Annotated in this window: 21 protein-coding genes and 1 other annotated feature; of the genes, 15 read left to right on the forward strand and 6 right to left on the reverse strand. The window is 50.9% G+C overall.

Translation table 11 applies throughout. The features are described 5' to 3' along the window. Nucleotides 1-420: 420 nt before the first annotated feature. From thrS to selO, 14 genes are all read left to right on the forward strand, one after another. Nucleotides 421-2349, forward strand: a complete 1929-nt coding sequence (gene thrS, locus ACJHX3_RS01440; protein WP_001144202.1) for a threonine--tRNA ligase — start codon at nucleotides 421-423, stop codon at nucleotides 2347-2349. A gap of 3 nt (nucleotides 2350-2352) precedes the next feature. Beyond that, a complete protein-coding gene (gene infC / locus ACJHX3_RS01445) occupies nucleotides 2353-2895 on the forward strand; it encodes a translation initiation factor IF-3 (RefSeq protein WP_001700733.1) in 543 nt (180 codons plus the stop codon). A 92-nt stretch (nucleotides 2896-2987) separates the two neighbouring features. Further along, on the forward strand, nucleotides 2988-3185 hold the full coding sequence (gene rpmI, locus ACJHX3_RS01450; RefSeq protein WP_001124225.1) for a 50S ribosomal protein L35: 198 nt from the start codon (nucleotides 2988-2990) through the stop codon (nucleotides 3183-3185). 53 nt (nucleotides 3186-3238) lie between these two features. Then, nucleotides 3239-3595 (forward strand): 50S ribosomal protein L20, encoded by a 357-nt coding sequence (rplT, locus tag ACJHX3_RS01455; protein ID WP_000124850.1) that lies wholly within the window; start codon nucleotides 3239-3241, stop codon nucleotides 3593-3595. Between the two features lie 116 nt (nucleotides 3596-3711). Beyond that, nucleotides 3712-3836: a sequence feature (Phe leader region), on the forward strand. Next, nucleotides 3718-3762 (forward strand): pheST operon leader peptide PheM, encoded by a 45-nt coding sequence (pheM, locus tag ACJHX3_RS01460; protein WP_001386830.1) that lies wholly within the window; start codon nucleotides 3718-3720, stop codon nucleotides 3760-3762. (Overlaps the previous feature by 45 nt.) Before the next feature lie 209 nt (nucleotides 3837-4045). Then, nucleotides 4046-5029, forward strand: coding sequence for a phenylalanine--tRNA ligase subunit alpha (gene pheS, locus ACJHX3_RS01465; RefSeq protein WP_000018588.1), 984 nt, complete (start codon nucleotides 4046-4048; stop codon nucleotides 5027-5029). A gap of 14 nt (nucleotides 5030-5043) precedes the next feature. After that, nucleotides 5044-7431, forward strand: coding sequence for a phenylalanine--tRNA ligase subunit beta (pheT, locus tag ACJHX3_RS01470; RefSeq protein WP_000672372.1), 2388 nt, complete (start codon nucleotides 5044-5046; stop codon nucleotides 7429-7431). A gap of 4 nt (nucleotides 7432-7435) precedes the next feature. Continuing rightward, on the forward strand, nucleotides 7436-7735 hold the full coding sequence (gene ihfA, locus ACJHX3_RS01475) for an integration host factor subunit alpha (RefSeq protein ID WP_001229265.1): 300 nt from the start codon (nucleotides 7436-7438) through the stop codon (nucleotides 7733-7735). A gap of 100 nt (nucleotides 7736-7835) precedes the next feature. Further along, nucleotides 7836-8816: a vitamin B12 ABC transporter permease BtuC gene (gene btuC, locus ACJHX3_RS01480; RefSeq protein WP_000956536.1), complete on the forward strand. Its 981-nt coding sequence runs from the start codon at nucleotides 7836-7838 to the stop codon at nucleotides 8814-8816. A gap of 62 nt (nucleotides 8817-8878) precedes the next feature. Next, a complete protein-coding gene (btuE, locus tag ACJHX3_RS01485) occupies nucleotides 8879-9430 on the forward strand; it encodes a bifunctional thioredoxin/glutathione peroxidase (protein ID WP_001154187.1) in 552 nt (183 codons plus the stop codon). After that, nucleotides 9430-10179, forward strand: a complete 750-nt coding sequence (gene btuD, locus ACJHX3_RS01490; protein WP_000029454.1) for a vitamin B12 ABC transporter ATP-binding protein BtuD — start codon at nucleotides 9430-9432, stop codon at nucleotides 10177-10179. Before btuE ends, btuD begins: the two co-directional genes overlap by 1 nt. A 77-nt stretch (nucleotides 10180-10256) precedes the next feature. Beyond that, complete coding sequence (locus ACJHX3_RS01495; protein ID WP_001209780.1) at nucleotides 10257-10721, forward strand: NlpC/P60 family protein; 465 nt, start codon at nucleotides 10257-10259, stop codon at nucleotides 10719-10721. 246 nt (nucleotides 10722-10967) lie between these two features. After that, nucleotides 10968-11681, forward strand: a complete 714-nt coding sequence (gene ydiV, locus ACJHX3_RS01500) for an anti-FlhDC factor (RefSeq protein ID WP_001328868.1) — start codon at nucleotides 10968-10970, stop codon at nucleotides 11679-11681. Between the two features lie 62 nt (nucleotides 11682-11743). Continuing rightward, the gene (gene selO, locus ACJHX3_RS01505; RefSeq protein WP_000175612.1) at nucleotides 11744-13180 is read left to right on the forward strand and encodes a protein adenylyltransferase SelO; all 1437 of its coding nucleotides are present in this window, start codon (nucleotides 11744-11746) and stop codon (nucleotides 13178-13180) included. Between the two features lie 3 nt (nucleotides 13181-13183). Here the strand turns inward: selO and hemP are convergent, their stop codons facing one another. The 3 genes from hemP to ppsR form a co-directional block, all read right to left on the reverse strand. Next, nucleotides 13184-13375: a hemin uptake protein HemP gene (hemP, locus tag ACJHX3_RS01510; RefSeq protein ID WP_001270810.1), complete on the reverse strand. Its 192-nt coding sequence runs from the start codon at nucleotides 13373-13375 to the stop codon at nucleotides 13184-13186. 131 nt (nucleotides 13376-13506) lie between these two features. Further along, the gene (gene aroH / locus ACJHX3_RS01515; protein WP_001082226.1) at nucleotides 13507-14553 is read right to left on the reverse strand and encodes a 3-deoxy-7-phosphoheptulonate synthase AroH; all 1047 of its coding nucleotides are present in this window, start codon (nucleotides 14551-14553) and stop codon (nucleotides 13507-13509) included. A gap of 156 nt (nucleotides 14554-14709) precedes the next feature. Next, nucleotides 14710-15543 carry a posphoenolpyruvate synthetase regulatory kinase/phosphorylase PpsR gene (gene ppsR, locus ACJHX3_RS01520; RefSeq protein WP_000368046.1) on the reverse strand — a complete coding sequence of 278 codons (834 nt, stop codon included), beginning with the start codon at nucleotides 15541-15543 and terminating at the stop codon, nucleotides 14710-14712. Nucleotides 15544-15874: 331 nt separating this feature from the next. Between ppsR and ppsA the strand changes: the two genes are divergently transcribed. Continuing rightward, nucleotides 15875-18253, forward strand: a complete 2379-nt coding sequence (gene ppsA / locus ACJHX3_RS01525; protein ID WP_000069360.1) for a phosphoenolpyruvate synthase — start codon at nucleotides 15875-15877, stop codon at nucleotides 18251-18253. Nucleotides 18254-18309: 56 nt separating this feature from the next. Here ppsA and fadK read toward each other — a convergent pair whose 3' ends face one another. The 3 genes from fadK to ACJHX3_RS01540 are packed head-to-tail and all read right to left on the reverse strand — an operon-like array spanning nucleotide 18310 to nucleotide 21592. Beyond that, on the reverse strand, nucleotides 18310-19956 hold the full coding sequence (gene fadK / locus ACJHX3_RS01530; protein ID WP_024043839.1) for a medium-chain fatty-acid--CoA ligase: 1647 nt from the start codon (nucleotides 19954-19956) through the stop codon (nucleotides 18310-18312). A 56-nt stretch (nucleotides 19957-20012) separates the two neighbouring features. Next, entirely contained in the window at nucleotides 20013-20306 is a 294-nt protein-coding gene (locus ACJHX3_RS01535) for a ferredoxin family protein (RefSeq protein ID WP_000081071.1), read from the reverse strand. Further along, nucleotides 20303-21592, reverse strand: coding sequence for an FAD-dependent oxidoreductase (locus ACJHX3_RS01540; RefSeq protein WP_024043838.1), 1290 nt, complete (start codon nucleotides 21590-21592; stop codon nucleotides 20303-20305). Before ACJHX3_RS01540 ends, ACJHX3_RS01535 begins: the two co-directional genes overlap by 4 nt. Nucleotides 21593-21637: the final 45 nt, after the last annotated feature.

Genomic DNA, 21637 nt, shown 5'->3' on the forward strand with positions numbered 1-21637 from the left:
TTTTATCATTGTGATATGGCCAGTTCGTCATTAATCTCATGATCGTTTAAATACTACCGCCAAATCATGCAACGAACTTTGCTGGATTCAGTTTATGCTGCTGTAAATCCGCTCGCAGTAAACCTTTCAGACGCTCCGTGATGTTATCAGTTGTTCTTTAAGCGTTTTGCTGGTGTACTCACTACAAACGAATTGCGAATCGAATCAATGTGAAACGGAAAGGTACAATCTCCCTTTTTTTAGTGTTAACATCGCTCAACCGGGTGGAAGGTGAGAGGTTAATGTCTTTCATTTGTGTACCTGATTGCGAACCAATTTAGCATTTGTTGGCTAGATGGTTTCGCAATGAACTGTTAATAAACAAATTTTTCTTTGTATGTGATCTTTCGTGTGGGTCACCACTGCAAATAAGGATATAAAATGCCTGTTATAACTCTTCCTGATGGCAGCCAACGCCATTACGACCACGCTGTAAGCCCCATGGATGTTGCGCTGGACATTGGTCCAGGTCTGGCGAAAGCCTGTATCGCAGGGCGCGTTAATGGTGAACTGGTTGATGCTTGCGATCTGATTGAAAACGACGCACAACTGTCGATCATTACCGCCAAAGACGAAGAAGGTCTGGAGATCATTCGTCACTCCTGTGCGCACCTGTTAGGGCACGCGATTAAACAACTTTGGCCGCATACCAAAATGGCAATCGGCCCGGTTATTGACAACGGTTTTTATTACGACGTTGATCTTGACCGCACGTTAACCCAGGAAGATGTCGAAGCACTCGAGAAGCGGATGCATGAGCTTGCTGAGAAAAACTACGACGTCATTAAGAAGAAAGTCAGCTGGCACGAAGCGCGTGAAACTTTCGCCAACCGTGGGGAGAGCTACAAAGTCTCCATTCTTGACGAAAACATCGCCCATGATGACAAGCCAGGTCTGTACTTCCATGAAGAATATGTCGATATGTGCCGCGGTCCGCACGTACCGAACATGCGTTTCTGCCATCATTTCAAACTAATGAAAACGGCAGGGGCTTACTGGCGTGGCGACAGCAACAACAAAATGTTGCAACGTATTTACGGTACGGCGTGGGCAGACAAAAAAGCACTTAACGCTTACCTGCAGCGCCTGGAAGAAGCCGCGAAACGCGACCACCGTAAAATCGGTAAACAGCTCGACCTGTACCATATGCAGGAAGAAGCGCCGGGGATGGTATTCTGGCACAACGACGGCTGGACCATCTTCCGTGAACTGGAAGTGTTTGTTCGTTCTAAACTGAAAGAGTACCAGTATCAGGAAGTTAAAGGTCCGTTCATGATGGACCGTGTCCTGTGGGAAAAAACCGGTCACTGGGACAACTACAAAGATGCAATGTTCACCACGTCTTCTGAGAACCGTGAATACTGCATTAAGCCGATGAACTGCCCGGGTCACGTACAAATTTTCAACCAGGGGCTGAAGTCGTATCGCGATTTGCCGCTGCGTATGGCCGAGTTTGGTAGCTGCCACCGTAACGAGCCGTCAGGTTCGCTGCATGGCCTGATGCGCGTACGTGGATTTACCCAGGATGACGCGCATATATTCTGTACTGAAGAACAAATTCGCGATGAAGTTAACGGATGTATCCGTTTAGTCTATGATATGTACAGCACTTTTGGCTTCGAGAAGATCGTCGTCAAACTCTCCACTCGTCCTGAAAAACGTATTGGCAGCGACGAAATGTGGGATCGTGCTGAGGCGGACCTGGCGGTTGCGCTGGAAGAAAACAACATCCCGTTTGAATATCAACTGGGTGAAGGCGCTTTCTACGGTCCGAAAATTGAATTTACCCTGTATGACTGCCTCGATCGTGCATGGCAGTGCGGTACAGTACAGCTGGACTTCTCCTTGCCGTCTCGTCTGAGCGCCTCCTATGTGGGCGAAGACAACGAGCGTAAGGTACCGGTAATGATTCACCGCGCAATTCTGGGGTCGATGGAACGTTTCATCGGTATCCTGACCGAAGAATTCGCTGGTTTCTTCCCGACCTGGCTTGCGCCGGTTCAGGTTGTTATCATGAACATTACCGATTCTCAGTCTGAATACGTTAACGAATTGACGCAAAAACTATCAAATGCGGGCATTCGTGTTAAAGCAGACTTGAGAAATGAGAAGATTGGCTTTAAAATCCGCGAGCACACTTTGCGTCGCGTCCCGTATATGCTGGTCTGTGGTGATAAAGAGGTGGAATCAGGCAAAGTTGCCGTTCGCACCCGCCGTGGTAAAGACCTGGGAAGCATGGACGTAAATGAAGTGATCGAGAAGCTGCAACAAGAGATTCGCAGCCGCAGTCTTAAACAATTGGAGGAATAAGGTATTAAAGGCGGAAAACGAGTTCAAACGGCGCGCCCTAACCGTATCAATGGCGAAATTCGCGCCCAGGAAGTTCGCTTAACAGGTCTGGAAGGCGAGCAGCTTGGTATTGTGAGTCTGAGAGAAGCTCTGGAGAAAGCAGAAGAAGCCGGAGTAGACTTAGTCGAGATCAGCCCTAACGCCGAGCCGCCGGTTTGTCGTATAATGGATTACGGCAAATTCCTCTATGAAAAGAGCAAGTCTTCTAAGGAACAGAAGAAAAAGCAAAAAGTTATCCAGGTTAAGGAAATTAAATTCCGTCCTGGTACAGATGAAGGCGACTATCAGGTAAAACTCCGCAGCCTGATTCGCTTTCTCGAAGAGGGTGATAAAGCCAAAATCACGCTGCGTTTCCGTGGTCGTGAGATGGCGCACCAGCAAATCGGTATGGAAGTGCTTAATCGCGTGAAAGACGATTTGCAAGAACTGGCAGTGGTCGAATCCTTCCCAACGAAGATCGAAGGCCGCCAGATGATCATGGTGCTCGCTCCTAAGAAGAAACAGTAAGGCCTTCAAGTAATCATTCCTGTGGGCCTTGGCTCACAGGGTGATTCGCCTTTGTTTCTGTTTATTAACAATGCGAAGTGGAAGTTATTAAAATGCCAAAAATTAAGACCGTACGCGGTGCTGCTAAGCGCTTCAAAAAAACCGGTAAAGGTGGTTTTAAGCACAAGCACGCTAACCTGCGTCACATTCTGACCAAAAAAGCGACCAAACGTAAACGTCACCTGCGTCCGAAAGCCATGGTTTCCAAAGGCGATCTGGGCCTAGTAATCGCGTGCCTGCCGTACGCATAAGCCGTTAACGTTTTTTAACTTTTTAATTAGAATATAGATACAGGAGAGCACATATGGCTCGCGTAAAACGTGGTGTTATTGCACGCGCACGTCACAAGAAAATTTTGAAACAAGCTAAAGGCTACTACGGTGCGCGTTCTCGCGTATACCGCGTTGCCTTCCAGGCTGTTATCAAAGCTGGTCAGTATGCTTACCGTGACCGTCGTCAACGTAAGCGTCAGTTCCGTCAACTGTGGATTGCGCGTATCAACGCAGCAGCACGTCAGAACGGTATTTCTTACAGCAAATTCATCAATGGCCTGAAAAAAGCCTCTGTTGAAATCGACCGTAAGATCCTGGCTGATATCGCAGTATTCGACAAAGTAGCGTTCACCGCTCTGGTTGAAAAAGCGAAAGCAGCTCTGGCATAAGCCAGTTGAAAGAGGGAGCTAGTCTCCCTCTTTTCGTTTCAACGCCATCAAAACATTGACTTTTATCGCCGTAGCCTTTTCAATAAAGGTCTTTTGAAAAGTACCAAAAGGTAACGCAAGCAATGAATGCTGCTATTTTCCGCTTCTTTTTTTACTTTAGCACCTGACTCCAGGAGGCTAGCGCGTGAGAAGAGAAACGGAAAACAGCGCCTGAAAGCCTCCCAGTGGAGGCTTTTTTTGTATGCGCGTTTTGAAAAATAAAAAGCCTGTCTCATCAGGCGTAATTGTCGCAGCCAGTCTGGACTCGGCCAGCGCGGAGAAACCGGAGCGTACTTAAGTACGTGAGGATTTCGAGCACTGCCCGGGACCAAAATGGCAAGTAAAATAGCCTGATGGGATAGGCTCTAAGTCCAACGAACCAGTGTCACCACTGACACAATGAGGAAAACCATGTCACATCTCGCAGAACTGGTTGCCAGTGCAAAGGCGGCCATTAGCCAGGCGTCAGATGTTGCCGCGTTAGACAATGTGCGCGTCGAATATTTGGGTAAAAAAGGGCACTTAACCCTTCAGATGACGACCCTGCGTGAGCTGCCGCCAGAAGAGCGTCCGGCAGCTGGTGCGGTTATCAACGAAGCGAAAGAGCAGGTTCAGCAGGCGCTGAATGCACGTAAAGCGGAACTGGAAAGCGCAGCGCTGAATGCGCGTCTGGCGGCGGAAACGATTGATGTCTCCCTGCCTGGTCGTCGTATTGAAAACGGCGGTCTGCATCCGGTGACCCGTACCATCGACCGTATCGAAAGTTTCTTCGGTGAGCTTGGCTTTACCGTGGCAACCGGGCCGGAAATCGAAGACGATTATCATAACTTCGATGCTCTGAACATTCCTGGTCACCACCCGGCGCGCGCTGACCACGACACTTTCTGGTTTGACGCTACCCGCCTGCTGCGTACCCAGACCTCTGGCGTACAGATCCGCACCATGAAAGCTCAGCAGCCACCGATTCGTATCATCGCGCCTGGCCGCGTTTATCGTAACGACTACGACCAGACTCACACGCCGATGTTCCATCAGATGGAAGGTCTGATTGTTGATACCAACATCAGCTTTACCAACCTGAAAGGCACGCTGCACGACTTCCTGCGTAACTTCTTTGAGGAAGATTTGCAGATCCGCTTCCGTCCTTCCTACTTCCCGTTTACCGAACCTTCTGCAGAAGTGGACGTCATGGGTAAAAACGGTAAATGGCTGGAAGTACTGGGCTGCGGGATGGTGCATCCGAACGTGCTGCGTAATGTTGGCATCGACCCGGAAGTTTACTCTGGTTTCGCCTTCGGAATGGGGATGGAGCGTCTGACCATGTTGCGTTACGGCGTCACCGACCTGCGTTCATTCTTCGAAAACGATCTGCGTTTCCTCAAACAGTTTAAATAAGGCAGGAATAGATTATGAAATTCAGTGAACTGTGGTTACGCGAATGGGTGAACCCGGCGATTGATAGCGATGCGCTGGCAAATCAAATCACCATGGCGGGCCTGGAAGTTGACGGTGTAGAACCGGTTGCCGGTAGCTTCCACGGCGTGGTTGTCGGTGAAGTGGTTGAATGTGCGCAGCATCCGAACGCTGACAAACTGCGTGTGACAAAAGTCAATGTCGGCGGCGATCGCCTGCTGGACATTGTCTGCGGTGCGCCAAACTGCCGTCAGGGCCTGCGTGTGGCGGTAGCGACCATTGGTGCTGTTCTGCCGGGTGATTTCAAAATTAAAGCGGCGAAACTGCGTGGCGAACCGTCTGAAGGGATGCTGTGCTCCTTTTCTGAGCTGGGAATTTCTGACGATCACAGCGGCATTATCGAACTGCCTGCAGATGCGCCGATTGGCACAGACATCCGCGAATACCTGAAACTCGATGACAACACCATCGAAATCAGCGTAACGCCAAACCGTGCCGATTGCTTAGGCATTATCGGCGTGGCGCGTGATGTTGCCGTGCTGAACCAGCTGCCGCTGGTTGAACCGGAAATCGTTCCGGTTGGTGCGACCATCGACGACACGCTGCCGATTACAGTCGAAGCGCCGGAAGCCTGCCCGCGTTATCTTGGCCGTGTGGTAAAAGGCATTAATGTTAAAGCGCCAACTCCGCTGTGGATGAAAGAAAAACTGCGTCGTTGCGGGATCCGTTCTATCGATGCAGTTGTTGACGTCACCAACTATGTGCTGCTCGAACTGGGCCAGCCGATGCACGCTTTCGATAAAGATCGCATTGAAGGCGGCATTGTGGTGCGGATGGCGAAAGAGGGCGAAACGCTGGTACTGCTCGACGGTACCGAAGCGAAGCTGAACGCTGACACCCTGGTCATCGCCGACCACAACAAGGCGCTGGCGATGGGCGGCATCTTTGGTGGCGAACATTCTGGCGTAAATGAAGAAACGCAAAACGTCCTGTTGGAATGTGCTTTCTTCAGCCCACTATCTATCACCGGTCGTGCTCGTCGTCATGGCCTGCATACTGATGCGTCTCATCGTTATGAGCGTGGCGTTGATCCGGCACTGCAGCACAAAGCGATGGAACGTGCGACCCGTCTGCTGATCGATATCTGCGGTGGTGAGGCTGGTCCGGTAATTGATATCAGCAACGAAGCAACGCTGCCGAAGCGTGCAACCATCACTTTGCGTCGCAGCAAACTGGATCGCCTGATTGGCCATCATATTGCCGATGAGCAGGTCACTGACATTCTGCGTCGTCTCGGCTGCGAAGTGACCGAAGGCAAAGACGAGTGGCAGGCAGTTGCGCCGAGCTGGCGTTTCGACATGGAGATTGAAGAAGATCTGGTCGAAGAAGTCGCGCGTGTTTACGGCTACAACAACATTCCGGATGAGCCGGTACAGGCAAGCCTGATTATGGGTACTCACCGCGAAGCCGATCTGTCGCTCAAGCGCGTGAAAACGCTGCTCAACGACAAAGGCTATCAGGAAGTGATCACCTACAGCTTCGTTGATCCGAAAGTGCAGCAGATGATCCATCCAGGCGTTGAAGCCTTACTGCTGCCAAGCCCGATCTCTGTTGAAATGTCAGCAATGCGTCTTTCCCTGTGGACCGGCCTGCTGGCAACTGTGGTGTACAACCAGAACCGTCAGCAGAATCGTGTGCGCATTTTCGAAAGCGGTCTGCGTTTCGTGCCAGATACTCAGGCACCGTTGGGCATTCGTCAGGATCTGATGTTAGCCGGTGTGATTTGCGGTAACCGTTACGAAGAGCACTGGAACCTGGCAAAAGAGACCGTTGATTTCTATGATTTGAAAGGCGATCTTGAATCCGTTCTCGACCTGACCGGTAAACTGAATGAGGTTGAGTTCCGTGCAGAAGCGAATCCGGCACTGCATCCGGGGCAATCCGCAGCGATTTATCTGAAAGGTGAACGTATTGGTTTTGTTGGGGTTGTTCATCCTGAACTGGAACGTAAACTGGATCTTAACGGTCGCACTCTGGTGTTCGAACTGGAGTGGAACAAGCTCGCAGACCGCGTGGTGCCTCAGGCGCGCGAGATTTCTCGCTTCCCGGCGAACCGTCGTGACATCGCGGTGGTGGTCGCAGAAAACGTTCCCGCAGCGGATATTTTATCCGAATGTAAGAAAGTTGGCGTAAATCAGGTAGTTGGCGTAAACTTATTTGACGTGTACCGCGGTAAGGGTGTTGCGGAGGGGTATAAGAGCCTCGCCATAAGCCTGATCCTGCAAGATACCAGCCGTACACTCGAAGAAGAGGAGATTGCCGCTACCGTCGCCAAATGTGTAGAGGCATTAAAAGAGCGATTCCAGGCATCATTGAGGGATTGAACCTATGGCGCTTACAAAAGCTGAAATGTCAGAATATCTGTTTGATAAGCTTGGGCTTAGCAAGCGGGATGCCAAAGAACTGGTTGAACTGTTTTTCGAAGAGATCCGTCGCGCTCTGGAAAACGGCGAACAGGTGAAACTCTCTGGTTTTGGTAACTTCGATCTGCGTGATAAGAATCAACGCCCGGGACGTAACCCGAAAACGGGCGAGGATATTCCCATTACAGCACGGCGCGTGGTGACCTTCAGACCCGGGCAGAAGTTAAAAAGCCGGGTCGAAAACGCTTCGCCCAAAGACGAGTAATCTGATCTAACTAAAAAGGCCGCTTTGCGGCCTTTTTTCTTTTCACTGTCGAAGAGTCACCGTAAAATCAACGCCATGACTCTTCAGCAGAACGGATACCATGCTGACACTTGCCCGCCAACAACAGCGACAAAATATTCGCTGGTTATTATGCCTGTCAGTTTTGATGCTGCTGGCGCTTCTCTTAAGCCTTTGCGCCGGTGAACAATGGATCTCGCCAGGTGACTGGTTTACTCCTCGTGGCGAACTGTTCGTCTGGCAAATTCGTCTGCCACGTACGCTGGCTGTATTGCTGGTTGGTGCGGCGTTGGCTATATCCGGCTCTGTAATGCAGGCGTTATTTGAAAATCCTCTGGCAGAACCTGGACTACTTGGCGTCTCTAATGGCGCAGGCGTGGGGCTTATCGCCGCGGTATTGCTTGGGCAAGGGCAACTCCCCAACTGGGCGCTGGGGCTGTGTGCGATTGCTGGCGCGCTTATCATCACTTTAATACTCTTACGTTTCGCCCGTCGTCATCTTTCGACCAGTCGGTTATTGCTGGCTGGCGTTGCATTAGGGATTATCTGTAGCGCACTAATGACGTGGGCTATCTACTTTTCCACCTCTGTTGATTTACGTCAGCTGATGTACTGGATGATGGGCGGTTTTGGCGGCGTAGACTGGCGGCAAAGCTGGCTGATGCTGGCATTGATCCCCGTGTTGTTGTGGATCTGTTGTCAGTCCAGACCGATGAATATGTTAGCACTTGGCGAGATCTCGGCGCGGCAACTGGGTTTACCCCTGTGGTTCTGGCGCAATGTGCTGGTGGCAGCGACCGGCTGGATGGTTGGCGTCAGTGTGGCGCTGGCAGGTGCTATCGGCTTTATTGGTCTGGTGATCCCCCATATTCTCCGGTTATGTGGTTTAACCGATCATCGCGTATTACTTCCCGGCTGCGCGCTGGCAGGGGCGAGCGCATTGCTGCTGGCTGATGTTGTAGCGCGCCTGGCATTAGCTGCCGCAGAGCTGCCTATTGGCGTGGTCACCGCAACGTTGGGTGCGCCGGTGTTTATCTGGTTATTGTTAAAAGCAGGACGTTAGCCGCAAAAAGACGGTCTATGATTAAAAGCTAAGATTTTTACTGACCACACCCAGGAGAAACGATGCAAGATTCCATTCTGACGACCGTAGTGAAAGATATCGACGGTGAAGTGACCACGCTGGAGAAGTACGCCGGTAATGTGCTGTTGATTGTCAATGTCGCCTCAAAGTGTGGCTTAACGCCGCAATATGAGCAGTTGGAGAATATTCAGAAAGCCTGGGCCGATCGAGGTTTTGTGGTGCTGGGATTCCCGTGCAACCAGTTTCTGGAGCAAGAACCGGGCAGCGATGAAGAGATTAAAACTTACTGCACCACTACATGGGGGGTGACGTTCCCGATGTTCAGTAAGATTGAAGTTAATGGCGAAGGACGCCATCCGCTGTATCAAAAATTGATTGCCGCAGCGCCGACCGCAGTCGCGCCGGAAGAGAGCGGATTCTATGCCCGTATGGTCAGCAAAGGTCGTGCACCGCTGTACCCTGATGATATTTTATGGAATTTTGAGAAATTTTTAGTTGGCAGGGACGGATTGGTCATCCAGCGTTTTTCCCCGGATATGACGCCGGAAGATCCCATTGTGATGGAAAGCATTAAACTGGCGTTGGCGAAATAATGTCTATTGTGATGCAGTTACAGGATGTTGCGGAATCTACCCGCCTTGGGCCGCTTTCTGGCGAGGTTCGGGCTGGGGAGATCCTGCATCTGGTGGGGCCGAATGGCGCGGGTAAGAGTACCTTACTGGCGCGAATGGCCGGAATGACCAGCGGTAAGGGAAGCATTCAGTTCGCGGGGCAACCACTGGAAGCATGGTCCGCAACAAAACTCGCGCTGCATCGCGCCTATCTTTCACAACAGCAGACGCCGCCGTTTGCAATGCTGGTCTGGCACTACCTGACACTGCATCAGCACGATAAAACGCGTACCGAACTACTGAATGATGTCGCAGGGGCGCTGGCTCTTGATGACAAACTCGGACGTAGCACCAATCAACTTTCCGGCGGCGAATGGCAACGCGTACGTCTTGCTGCGGTGGTGCTGCAAATCACACCACAAGCCAATCCCGCAGGCCAATTGCTGCTTCTTGATGAGCCGATGAACAGTCTTGATGTTGCGCAACAAAGTGCATTAGACAAAATTCTGAGCGCGCTGTGTCAGCAAGGACTGGCGATTGTGATGAGCAGTCACGATCTCAACCATACATTGCGTCATGCGCATCGGGCGTGGTTGCTAAAAGGTGGAAAAATGCTGGCCAGTGGACGCAGGGAAGAGGTGCTCACGCCGCCAAATCTGGCGCAGGCCTATGGGATGAATTTTCGCCGTCTGGATATCGAAGGTCACAGAATGCTGATTTCGACCATCTGATTTCATTAGTATCTTGAAAATCGGGTAATTACGACGCTAAATTAATGCAAGAATAAAAAACAGAGGAACCGTACGGAATGCGTTTCTGCCTTATTTTGATCACAGCACTGTTTCTGGCCGGGTGTAGCCACCATAAAGCACCGCCGCCAAATGCCAGACTTTCTGATTCGATTACCGTTATTGCCGGTTTGAACGACCAGCTACAGAGCTGGCATGGCACGCCGTATCGTTATGGTGGCATGACGCGGCGCGGTGTGGACTGTTCGGGGTTTGTGGTTGTGACGATGCGCGATCGTTTCGATTTGCAGCTGCCCCGAGAAACTAAAGAACAAGCCTCTATCGGCACGCAAATTGATAAAGACGAGTTGCTGCCAGGTGACCTGGTCTTTTTCAAAACGGGCTCCGGACAAAATGGTTTGCATGTAGGTATTTACGATACCAACAACCAATTTATCCACGCCTCTACCAGCAAGGGAGTGATGCGTTCCTCACTTGATAATGTCTATTGGCAGAAAAATTTCTGGCAGGCGAGACGAATCTAGTATGTCGAAAAATTGACGGCGATGATACATCGCCGTCAATTTACTCCAGAATACGGTAGTATTTTGCAGACAAAAATTCCGTAAATGGATTATTCGTTTATAATCAGGATAATCTAAAAAAAGGACCCCTGAAAAAGTGGTTAACATGGAACAAATGAAAGTTACTCCTTCTGTAATTGTTATGTCTTATGGCCTCATCCCTTTTAGCCGGATACTGAAAAACATCCTTCGAGAGGGACGGTTACCATGAAGATTTTTTTGGAGAATCTTTATCATTCTGATTGCTATTTCCTGCCGATAAGAGATAACCAGCAAGACCTTGTCGGCGTTGAGTTAATTACCCATTTCTCCAGTGAAGATGGTACGGTTCGTATCCCGACGAGTCGGGTTATAGCGCAACTTACCGCGGAGCAACATTGGCAATTATTTTCAGAGCAGTTGGAATTACTAAAATCATGCCAACACTTTTTTATTCAACATAAACTCTTTGCCTGGCTTAATTTAACGCCACAAGTGGCTACATTATTATTAGACAGGGATAATTACGCGGGCGAACTATTAAAATATCCGTTTATTGAACTGTTGATTAATGAGAATTACCCGCATCTCGATGAAGGAAAAGATAATCGCGATCTTTTGTCCTTATCGCAAATGTATCCCCTTGTGTTAGGTAATTTGGGCGCAGGCAATAGCACAATGAAAGCGGTTTTTGATGGTCTTTTCACCCGCGTCATGCTGGATAAAAGTTTTATTCAGCAACAAATCACGCATCGCTCCTTCGAACCGTTTATTCGTGCGATCCAGGCGCAAATTTCCCCATGTTGCAATTGCATCATCGCGGGGGGCATTGATACGCCAGAAATAATGGCACAGATTACCCCCTTTGATTTCCATGCTCTCCAGGGATGCCTGTGGCCTGCCGTTCCTGTAAATCAGATAACGACGTTGGTTCAGCGATAACCCTCCTGTTTGCTGGTGTTTAAGACGAGAGTAACCGTCTACACTATCAAACAGGAGGATCTATGACCCTGTCTTTTATTACCCGCTGGCGCGATGAATTGCCAGCAACCTATACAACACTTTCCCCTACGCCTTTAAATAATGCCCGGCTGATTTGGCATAATACCGAACTCGCTAACACGCTGAGTATTCCATCGTCGCTGTTTAAAAATGGCGCAGGTGTCTGGGGCGGCGAAACCCTACTGCCTGGTATGTCACCACTGGCGCAGGTTTACAGTGGTCATCAGTTCGGCGTCTGGGCGGGCCAACTGGGTGATGGGCGCGGCATTTTACTCGGCGAACAACTGCTTGCTGATGGCACTACAATGGACTGGCATCTGAAAGGTGCTGGCCTGACGCCTTATTCGCGAATGGGTGATGGACGGGCGGTTTTACGTTCGACGATACGAGAAAGTCTCGCCAGTGAGGCGATGCATTATCTGGGCATTCCGACGACCCGCGCGTTAAGTATCGTCACCAGCGATTCGCCAGTGTATCGGGAAACGGTGGAGCCAGGCGCGATGCTGATGCGTGTGGCACCAAGTCATCTGCGCTTTGGTCATTTCGAACATTTTTACTATCGCCGCGAGCCGGAAAAGGTTCGTCAGTTGGCTGACTTTGCCATTCGTCATTACTGGTCACATCTTGAAGATGATGAGGACAAATACCGTCTCTGGTTTAGCGATGTTGTCGCACGTACCGCATCGCTAATTGCCCAATGGCAGACGGTCGGCTTTGCTCATGGGGTGATGAATACCGACAACATGTCGCTGCTGGGACTGACGCTTGATTACGGGCCTTTTGGTTTTCTTGATGATTACGAACCCGGTTTTATTTGTAATCACTCGGATCATCAAGGGCGTTATAGCTTTGATAATCAACCTGCTGTCGCGTTGTGGAATTTACAGCGTCTGGCGCAGACATTGTCACCATTTGTCGCCGTAGATGCCCTGAATGAGGCCCTGGACAGTTATCAGCAGGTTTTGTTGACGCATTATGGACAACGGATGCGGCAGAAACTGGGCTTCATGACGGAGCAAAAAGAGGATAACGCGCTACTGAATGAATTATTCAGTCTGATGGCGCGAGAGCGCAGCGATTATACCCGCACATTCCGCATGCTGAGTCTGACCGAGCAGCACAGCGCGGCGTCACCGCTACGTGATGAGTTTATTGATCGTGCGGCATTTGATGACTGGTTTGCCCGTTATCGGGTACGTTTGCAACAAGACGAGGTTAGCGATAGTGAGCGTCAGCAGCTGATGCAAAGTGTTAACCCAGCTCTGGTGTTGCGCAACTGGTTGGCGCAACGGGCGATTGAAGCGGCAGAAAAGGGTGATATGACGGAATTGCACCGCCTGCATGAGGCGTTGCGAAATCCTTTCAGCGACAGAGATGATGACTATGTCAGTCGTCCACCTGACTGGGGTAAACGGCTGGAAGTCAGCTGCTCGAGTTAAAGGCTACTTGGTCAACAGCAGCTTGCCAGCCTGAGTTTTACGGAGCAGATATTCTTGCCCGTCATGATCGATAATCAGTTTGCCATCCGGACCTAACAGTGTCTGGCTGGTAATTCGCCGGATGGGCTGCGGGGAAGCGGTCTTGTGATTGGCATCCGTTTCAGGCGTGAGTTTTCTGCTATCCGTATAACGCATAAAAATTAATAATAATTGATATAACAATGATTCTTATTATCAATATTATGGCGAACCAGAGCAAGCAGTAATTTGTTGAGAAGACAACAAGTTGCGCAGAAATGCCCATTCCGTCAGGAATGGGCACGCATTCAGAAGCGGGTATCAACCGCAGAGGCGAGTTTTTCGACCAGGCGTTCGGTATCTTCCCAGCCCAGACACGGGTCGGTAATGGATTGACCGTAAGTGAGCGGCTGACCGCCGACGATTTTTTGCGTTCCTTCGCGCAGGAAACTTTCCGCCATAATTCCAGCAATCGCCGTAGAGCCATTGCGGATTTGCTGACAAATATCCTCACAAACTTCTAACTGGCGACGGTGCTGCTTCTGGCAGTTACCGTGGCTGAAATCCACCACCAGATGTTCAGGCAAATCAAATTCGTGCAGCGTATCGCAGGCTGCGGCGATATCATCGGCATGATAATTCGGTTTTTTGCCGCCACGCATAATAATGTGGCCATACGGGTTGCCACTGGTCTGATAGATGGTCATCTGACCATTTTTGTCTGGCGAGAGGAACATATGGCTGGCGCGGGCTGCGCGGATAGCATCCACAGCAATCCGCGTGTTGCCATCGGTACCATTTTTAAAACCTACCGGACAGGAGAGTGCCGAAGCCATTTCACGGTGGATCTGACTTTCGGTAGTACGTGCGCCAATCGCGCCCCAACTGATTAAATCAGCAATAAACTGACCGGTCACCATATCGAGGAACTCAGTCGCGGTAGGGACGCCCAGCTCATTTACCTGTAAAAGTAATTTGCGCGCCAGCTCCAGACCGTGATTTACCCGATAGCTGCCGTTTAAATCCGGATCGGAGATTAGCCCTTTCCAGCCGACAACAGTCCGTGGTTTTTCAAAATAGGTGCGCATTACGATTTCCAGCCGTGACTGGTACTGGTTGCGCAGCGACTGCAGACGGGTGGCGTACTCCATTGCAGCGGTGAGATCGTGGATCGAGCAGGGGCCAATAATGACCAACAGTCGCTTATCTTCACCATTCAGTATTTTTTCAATTCTGCGGCGGGAGTCGGTGACATGGGTGGCGACGCCAGGCGTTACGGGATACCGTAGCGCGAGTTCGGCGGGCGTTACCAGGCTCTCAATACGCGCAGTACGGAGTTCGTCAGTTCTGTTCATTACAAGTCTCAGAAATTTGTTGCTTCTACGGCAGGACTACCGGGAAGTGATGCGCATCACGATAAACCAATCGCAGCTGATTTCAAGTGCGAGGTGTGTCACACCTCGCCGGGTGGTTAGCATGATAACAAAAAAATAAGCTAATGCACTAGTTCTCTAGTACATTCGGCGGCTAAGGCCCATGATATCGAGGATCTTGGTGGCAATCTCTTCTACCGAATAATTGGTACTGTTAATCCACGGGATCTGATTTTTACGGTACAACGCTTCCACTTCCGCGACTTCCATCCTGCACTGACGAAGCGAGGCATAGCGACTGTTCTCCCGACGTTCCTCGCGAATCGCCGCCAGACGTTCCGGGTCGATAGTCAGGCCGAACAATTTATGCTGAAGCGGTTTGAGCGACGCGGGTAGCACCAGATTATCCATATCGTCGGCAATAAAGGGGTAGTTTGCCGCGCGGATACCAAATTGCATTGCCAGATACAGACTGGTGGGGGTTTTACCACAGCGAGAAACACCGAGCAGGATCACCTGAGCCTGATCCAGATTGCGCAACGAAATGCCGTCATCGTGGGCGAGGGTGTAATCAATCGCCGCAATGCGCGCATCATATTTATTGAGATTATTAGGGTTAAGGCCATGGGTACGATGAGCAATCGGCGTGGGATCCAGTTTCATCTCTTGTTGTAGCGGGGCAACCAGCGCCTGAACGATATCCTGGCAAAAGCCCTCACTTTGCAAGATGATGGCGCGAATCTCCGGCAACACGATGGAGTAGAAGACCAGCGGGCGCACACCTGTCTGGTGATAAATTGCGTCAATCTGATCCTTCACTGCCCGTGCACGGCTCTCATTTTCGACAAACGGCAGCGTAATGCTGCTGATAGTGACGGGAAATTGTGACATTACTGCGTGTCCTAATACCTCCGCAGTTATTGCCGTACCATCAGAAATATAAAAAACGTGGCGATCAACAGCATTATCCATTTTGTTCTTCCCGTGATGCAGACATAATTCTATGAAAGCATAAATTAAAAACGCACAGAAGCGTAGAACGTTATGTCTGGTTTATAAATGAACCTTCAATTTTATTTTTTATGAAAACAGCATTTCATTTTTATGGTTTCGTTTATACCGATGGTTTATGTGGAAATTGTCTAAGAGAGCAGATTTGCGCAACGCTGGGATCAGTCTTAAAAAGTAAAAAAATATATTTGCTTGAACGATTCACCGTTTTTTTCATCCGGTTAAATATGCAAAGATAAATGCGCAGAAATGTGTTTCTCAAACCGTTCATTTATCACAAAAGGATTGTTCGATGTCCAACAATGGCTCGTCACCGCTGGTGCTTTGGTATAACCAACTCGGCATGAATGATGTAGACAGGGTTGGGGGCAAAAATGCCTCCCTGGGTGAAATGATTACTAACCTTTCCGGAATGGGTGTTTCCGTTCCGAATGGTTTCGCCACAACCGCCGACGCGTTTAACCAGTTTCTGGACCAAAGCGGCGTAAACCAGCGCATTTATGAACTGCTGGATAAAACGGATATTGACGATGTTACCCAGCTTGCGAAAGCGGGCGCGCAAATCCGCCAGTGGATTATCGACACTCCCTTCCAGCCTGAGCTGGAAAACGCCATCCGCGAAGCCTATGCACAGCTTTCCGCCGATGACGAAAACGCCTCGTTTGCGGTGCGTTCCTCCGCTACTGCAGAAGATATGCCGGACGCTTCTTTTGCCGGTCAGCAGGAAACTTTCCTCAACGTTCAGGGTTTTGACGCCGTTCTCGTGGCAGTGAAACATGTATTTGCTTCTCTGTTTAACGATCGCGCCATCTCTTATCGTGTGCACCAGGGTTACGATCACCGTGGCGTGGCGCTCTCCGCCGGTGTTCAGCGGATGGTGCGCTCCGACCTCGCATCTTCTGGCGTGATGTTCTCCATTGATACCGAATCCGGCTTTGACCAGGTGGTGTTTATCACTTCCGCATGGGGCCTTGGTGAAATGGTCGTGCAGGGTGCGGTTAACCCGGATGAGTTTTACGTGCACAAACCGACACTGGCGGCGAATCGCCCGGCTATCGTGCGCCGCACCATGGGGTCGAAAAAAATCCGCATGGTTTACGCGCCGACCCAGGAGCACGGCAAGCAGGTTAAAATCGAAGACGTACCGCAGGAACAGCGTGACATCTTCTCGCTGACCAACGAAGAAGTGCAGGAACTGGCAAAACAGGCCGTACAAATTGAGAAACACTACGGTCGCCCAATGGATATTGAGTGGGCGAAAGATGGCCACAGCGGCAAACTGTTCATTGTGCAGGCGCGTCCGGAAACCGTGCGCTCACGCGGTCAGGTCATGGAGCGTTATACGCTGCATTCACAGGGTAAGATTATCGCCGAAGGCCGTGCTATCGGTCATCGCATCGGCGCGGGTCCGGTGAAAGTCATCCATGACATCAGCGAAATGAACCGCATCGAACCTGGCGACGTGCTGGTTACTGACATGACTGACCCGGACTGGGAACCGATCATGAAGAAGGCATCTGCCATCGTCACCAATCGTGGCGGTCGTACCTGTCACGCGGCGATCATCGCTCGTGAACTCGGCATTCCGGCGGTAGTGGGCTGTGGTGATGCAACAGAACGGATGAAAGACGGTGAGAACGTCACTGTTTCTTGTGCCGAAGGTGATACCGGTTATGTCTATGCGGAGTTGCTGGAATTTAGCGTGAAAAGCTCCAGCGTAGAAACGATGCCTGATCTGCCGTTGAAGGTGATGATGAACGTCGGTAACCCGGATCGTGCCTTTGACTTCGCCTGCCTGCCAAATGAAGGCGTAGGTCTGGCGCGCCTGGAATTTATCATCAACCGCATGATTGGCGTCCACCCACGCGCACTGCTTGAGTTTGACGATCAGGAACCGCAGTTGCAAAACGAAATCCGCGAGATGATGAAAGGTTTTGATTCTCCGCGTGAATTTTACGTTGGGCGTTTGACTGAAGGGATCGCGACGCTGGGGGCCGCGTTTTATCCGAAGCGCGTCATTGTCCGTCTCTCTGATTTTAAATCGAACGAATATGCCAACCTGGTCGGTGGTGAGCGTTACGAACCAGATGAAGAGAACCCGATGCTCGGCTTCCGTGGCGCGGGCCGCTATGTTTCCGACAGCTTCCGCGACTGCTTCGCGCTGGAGTGTGAAGCAGTGAAACGTGTGCGCAACGACATGGGGCTGACCAATGTTGAGATCATGATCCCGTTCGTGCGTACCGTAGATCAGGCGAAAGCGGTGGTTGAGGAACTGGCGCGTCAGGGGCTGAAGCGTGGTGAGAACGGGCTGAAAATCATCATGATGTGTGAGATTCCGTCCAACGCCTTGCTGGCAGAGCAGTTCCTCGAATATTTCGACGGCTTCTCAATTGGCTCAAACGACATGACACAGCTGGCGCTCGGTCTGGACCGTGACTCCGGAGTGGTGTCTGAACTGTTCGATGAGCGCAACGATGCGGTGAAAGCACTGCTGTCGATGGCGATTCGTGCCGCGAAGAAACAGGGCAAATATGTCGGGATTTGCGGTCAGGGTCCATCCGACCACGAAGACTTTGCTGCATGGTTGATGGAAGAGGGGATCGATAGCCTGTCTCTGAACCCGGACACCGTGGTGCAAACCTGGTTAAGCCTGGCTGAACTGAAGAAATAAAATAAATACCCGGCGGCGTTTTGTCGCCGGGTTTATGTGATCCCCGAAGATGAAACTTATTCAATCTCTTCACAGACATCCTGAGTTAATCGCCGCATAATATCTTTCCTTAACAAAAACTTTTGTATTTTACCTGAGACAGTGCGCGGTAGTTTTTCGATTACCACGATATGTTCAGGATATTTATATTTCGCGATCCGTTTACGGCTAAAAAAAGCCACCACCTCTTCCAGCGATAATGAATGATGCGGCGCTTTAAGCACGACATAAGCGCATGAGCGTTCACCTAAACGTTCATCGGGCATCGCAACCACACAGGCATCGTGAATTTTAGGATGCTGCAATAAAATATCTTCTACTTCACGGCTGCTAATATTTTCGCCGCCGCGGACAATAATATCTTTCTTGCGCCCGGTTATTTTTATATAGCCAGCCTCATCCATGCGGCAGAGATCGCCGCTGTAATACCAGCCTTCTTCATCCAGCGCACGGGCGGTTAATTCAGGTTCATCAAAATACCCCATAAACACATTGGGGCCACGCGAGGCTTCTTCACCTTCGTAACCTGGCGGTAAGGTCTTGCGTGCGTCATCGACCACTTTAATCTCAACACCTGCGGCAGCGTAACCATCGGTGTGCATAAAGCGCGACAAAGGATCGTCGAGATTCACCACTGCATGCGGCGAACTTTCTGTGGAACCATAAACACTTAATAATTTAATGCCGCGCTGCTGGCATTCACGCGCCACTTTTTTGGGGATTGTGGTCCCGCCGCAAAGAAAGAAGCGCAGCGCTGAAAGGTCTGCGGGTTGTTTCTCCAGTAAATTCAAAAGATCATAGACAAACGGCGTTGCGCCGAGCATACAGGTGCAACGCTGCTGCTCAAGCAGCGCGAGACACGCAGCAGGAGTGAAAATATCTAACAACACGCTGCGAGCGCCAATTAAGAATGGTGCCGTTACGCCATGCAGAAAGCCCGTTGCATGACCAAGTGGCGCAGGCATCATAAAGACATCCTGCCAGGTCAGATTCAACCGCGCGCAATAAGCCCGCTCACTGGCGAGAATATTGTTATGCGTTAGCATCACGCCCTTTGGCAGACCCTCGGTTCCGGAGGTAAACAGCACCGCGGCTAATTCATCGCCGTGGACCGTTATCGCCATGGTCAGAGGAGTATTGTCGGCGATAATCTGACTTAATGAGAGAGCAGAGGTGGCGGGAGCCAGTTTGTCCACGCCGACAATTTGTTGTAGTTGTGGAAGCTGATTTTGCAGCGGCAGGATTAAATCTACCGGACGCGTTTGTTTAAACAACGTCGGAGCAAAGAACATTTTTGCCTGACACTTATTAAGCACCCATACCAGTTCTGCTTCCCGCCAGGAAGGCAACAGCGGTACGGAAACCGCACCGATTTTCAGGCAGGCAAGATAGATAACGGTAAATTCACACCAGCCAGGCAGTTGAAATGCGATGCGATCGCCTGATTCAATACCCTTCGCTAACATCCAGTTTGCCAGACAGCTCGCGGCGTGATCGATCGCGCTATAGGTGTACGATGCTCCATGATTATCGACCACGGCAATTTTGTCTGGCATCGCACGAGCGGTCTGCTGCCAGTAATCGGCCAGCGAAGCATCGCCCCATAGCCCTTGCTGACGATACGCCGCACGACGTTGTTCGTTAAACGTTAATGTCACTTTCATTTTGGACTCTCGAGACAGAACATCAGGCCCGAGATGCGGGCCTGTGGGATGCATGATTAGCCGTAGCGAAAATCAATACCGAAGGTGCCTGCGGGATATTGCCACTGTTCGAGAATAGTGTTACCGCACAGCACCCGACAGGTGCCGCACTCCAGACAACCGGCAGAATCAAAATGAATGTTGCCGGCATCATCCTGCTTATAAAGTCCGGCAGGACAGGCTTTCATTAATTTACGGAATTCATTGATATCGGGATTTGCCGCCAGAATGATATGCGGATGGCCCTCATCAACATGGAATTTATTTACGCCTAATTTGATGTCGACGTTAACCGTAGCGTTCTGGCTCATAGCGCGGTTGCTCCCTTAATGCCATCTTTCAGCAAGTTGATCAGTCCAATTTTCTTCGCGTGTCCCATGATCATTTTGCGTACCGGTTGGTTAGGTTTGCCGTCGATGGTGAACATCTCGTTCATGATGTCGGCTACCATTCGTGGGTATTGGCTAAACAGGCGCGGGTTTTCCATCAGCGCCGGGATCTTGCGAAAATGCTGCATATCACGCATGACGCAGCTTTGTTCCAGCTCACGTTTGTATTGCGCAAGACTGCTGGCGGAGAAATCCGCGCGTTCTTTGGCGGCGATCACCGTTGTGGCGGCAGCCTGAGCCGATGCAATGGCTAAATCCATGCCGCGGACCGTAAAACCCAAATTCAGGCAGAAGCCTGCGGCGTCACCGACGATCATCACGCCATCGTTAACCAGCTGTGGCACCATTGCCAGACCGCCCTCCGGCACCATATGCGCGGAGTATTCAAGCAGTTTGCCGCCGCTAATCAGCGGGCGAATGGCGGGGTGTTGTTTAAAATCTTCCAGCATTTGCGGCACACTTTTTTGCGCATGGGCGATATCACCCAATCCACAAACCAGCCCCAACGATACGGAATCCTTGTTGGTATAGAGGAATCCGCCACCCATCAGGCCGTCCGAAGGGGAACCGGCAAACAGCCAGGCGGCACCTTCCTCGCCCGTAACATTAAAGCGATCGTTGATCTGTTCTGGTGTGAGGCCAATAACCTCTTTAACACCAACAGCGTAATGATGCGGATCGGAAGCGGGAACCATTCCCAGCGAGCGGCCAAGCATCGAGTTAACGCCATCAGCCAGAATCACCACATTCGCTTCGAGAATATCATCCCCGGCCTGCACGCCAGTGACCTTGTTTCCTTCACGAACCAGCGCATCGACACGAACGCCCGGGATAAACTGCGCGCCAGCCTGTTCGGCTTGATCCATCAACCACGGGTCCAGACGATTACGCAATACGGTATAAGACGCGTGTTGCGGAACATCTGGTTGCTCGCGGTGAAAATCGAGGGTAACGGCACTCTCTTCGGTTAAGAAGGAGATTTTCTCGCGTGTGACCTTGCGTTCTACCGGCGCTGATGCTGCAAAGCCTGGAATGATCGCTTCAAGTGTGTGGGCATAAAGACGCCCGCCGGTCATGTTTTTACATCCGGCACTGTCGCCGCGTTCTATCACCAGGACATCCAGCCCGGCTCGCGCCATGACCAGTGCGGCAACGCTACCGGCAACGCCCGCACCGACCACAATGGCATCAAATTTGTCATCCGACATGCGTTATGCTCCCTTCCCGCTGCGTTTACAGCGGGAGATGTGGTT

It is taken from the genome of Escherichia sp. WS1265, from assembly GCF_046487585.1.
Lineage (GTDB): Bacteria > Pseudomonadota > Gammaproteobacteria > Enterobacterales > Enterobacteriaceae > Escherichia > Escherichia coli.

Excerpts from the sequence above, each read along its gene's own strand:
- thrS (WP_001144202.1), top strand. The coding sequence starts at position 421 with ATGCCTGTTATAACTCTTCCTGATGGCAGCCAACGCCATTACGACCAC.
- rpmI (WP_001124225.1), top strand. The coding sequence starts at position 2,988 with ATGCCAAAAATTAAGACCGTACGCGGTGCTGCTAAGCGCTTCAAAAAA.
- rplT (WP_000124850.1), top strand. The coding sequence starts at position 3,239 with ATGGCTCGCGTAAAACGTGGTGTTATTGCACGCGCACGTCACAAGAAA.
- pheS (WP_000018588.1), top strand. The coding sequence starts at position 4,046 with ATGTCACATCTCGCAGAACTGGTTGCCAGTGCAAAGGCGGCCATTAGC.
- pheT (WP_000672372.1), top strand. The coding sequence starts at position 5,044 with ATGAAATTCAGTGAACTGTGGTTACGCGAATGGGTGAACCCGGCGATT.
- ihfA (WP_001229265.1), top strand. The coding sequence starts at position 7,436 with ATGGCGCTTACAAAAGCTGAAATGTCAGAATATCTGTTTGATAAGCTT.
- btuC (WP_000956536.1), top strand. The coding sequence starts at position 7,836 with ATGCTGACACTTGCCCGCCAACAACAGCGACAAAATATTCGCTGGTTA.
- btuE (WP_001154187.1), top strand. The coding sequence starts at position 8,879 with ATGCAAGATTCCATTCTGACGACCGTAGTGAAAGATATCGACGGTGAA.
- btuD (WP_000029454.1), top strand. The coding sequence starts at position 9,430 with ATGTCTATTGTGATGCAGTTACAGGATGTTGCGGAATCTACCCGCCTT.
- ACJHX3_RS01495 (WP_001209780.1), top strand. The coding sequence starts at position 10,257 with ATGCGTTTCTGCCTTATTTTGATCACAGCACTGTTTCTGGCCGGGTGT.
- ydiV (WP_001328868.1), top strand. The coding sequence starts at position 10,968 with ATGAAGATTTTTTTGGAGAATCTTTATCATTCTGATTGCTATTTCCTG.
- selO (WP_000175612.1), top strand. The coding sequence starts at position 11,744 with ATGACCCTGTCTTTTATTACCCGCTGGCGCGATGAATTGCCAGCAACC.
- hemP (WP_001270810.1), bottom strand. The coding sequence starts at position 13,375 with ATGCGTTATACGGATAGCAGAAAACTCACGCCTGAAACGGATGCCAAT.
- aroH (WP_001082226.1), bottom strand. The coding sequence starts at position 14,553 with ATGAACAGAACTGACGAACTCCGTACTGCGCGTATTGAGAGCCTGGTA.
- ppsR (WP_000368046.1), bottom strand. The coding sequence starts at position 15,543 with ATGGATAATGCTGTTGATCGCCACGTTTTTTATATTTCTGATGGTACG.
- ppsA (WP_000069360.1), top strand. The coding sequence starts at position 15,875 with ATGTCCAACAATGGCTCGTCACCGCTGGTGCTTTGGTATAACCAACTC.
- fadK (WP_024043839.1), bottom strand. The coding sequence starts at position 19,956 with ATGAAAGTGACATTAACGTTTAACGAACAACGTCGTGCGGCGTATCGT.
- ACJHX3_RS01535 (WP_000081071.1), bottom strand. The coding sequence starts at position 20,306 with ATGAGCCAGAACGCTACGGTTAACGTCGACATCAAATTAGGCGTAAAT.
- ACJHX3_RS01540 (WP_024043838.1), bottom strand. The coding sequence starts at position 21,592 with ATGTCGGATGACAAATTTGATGCCATTGTGGTCGGTGCGGGCGTTGCC.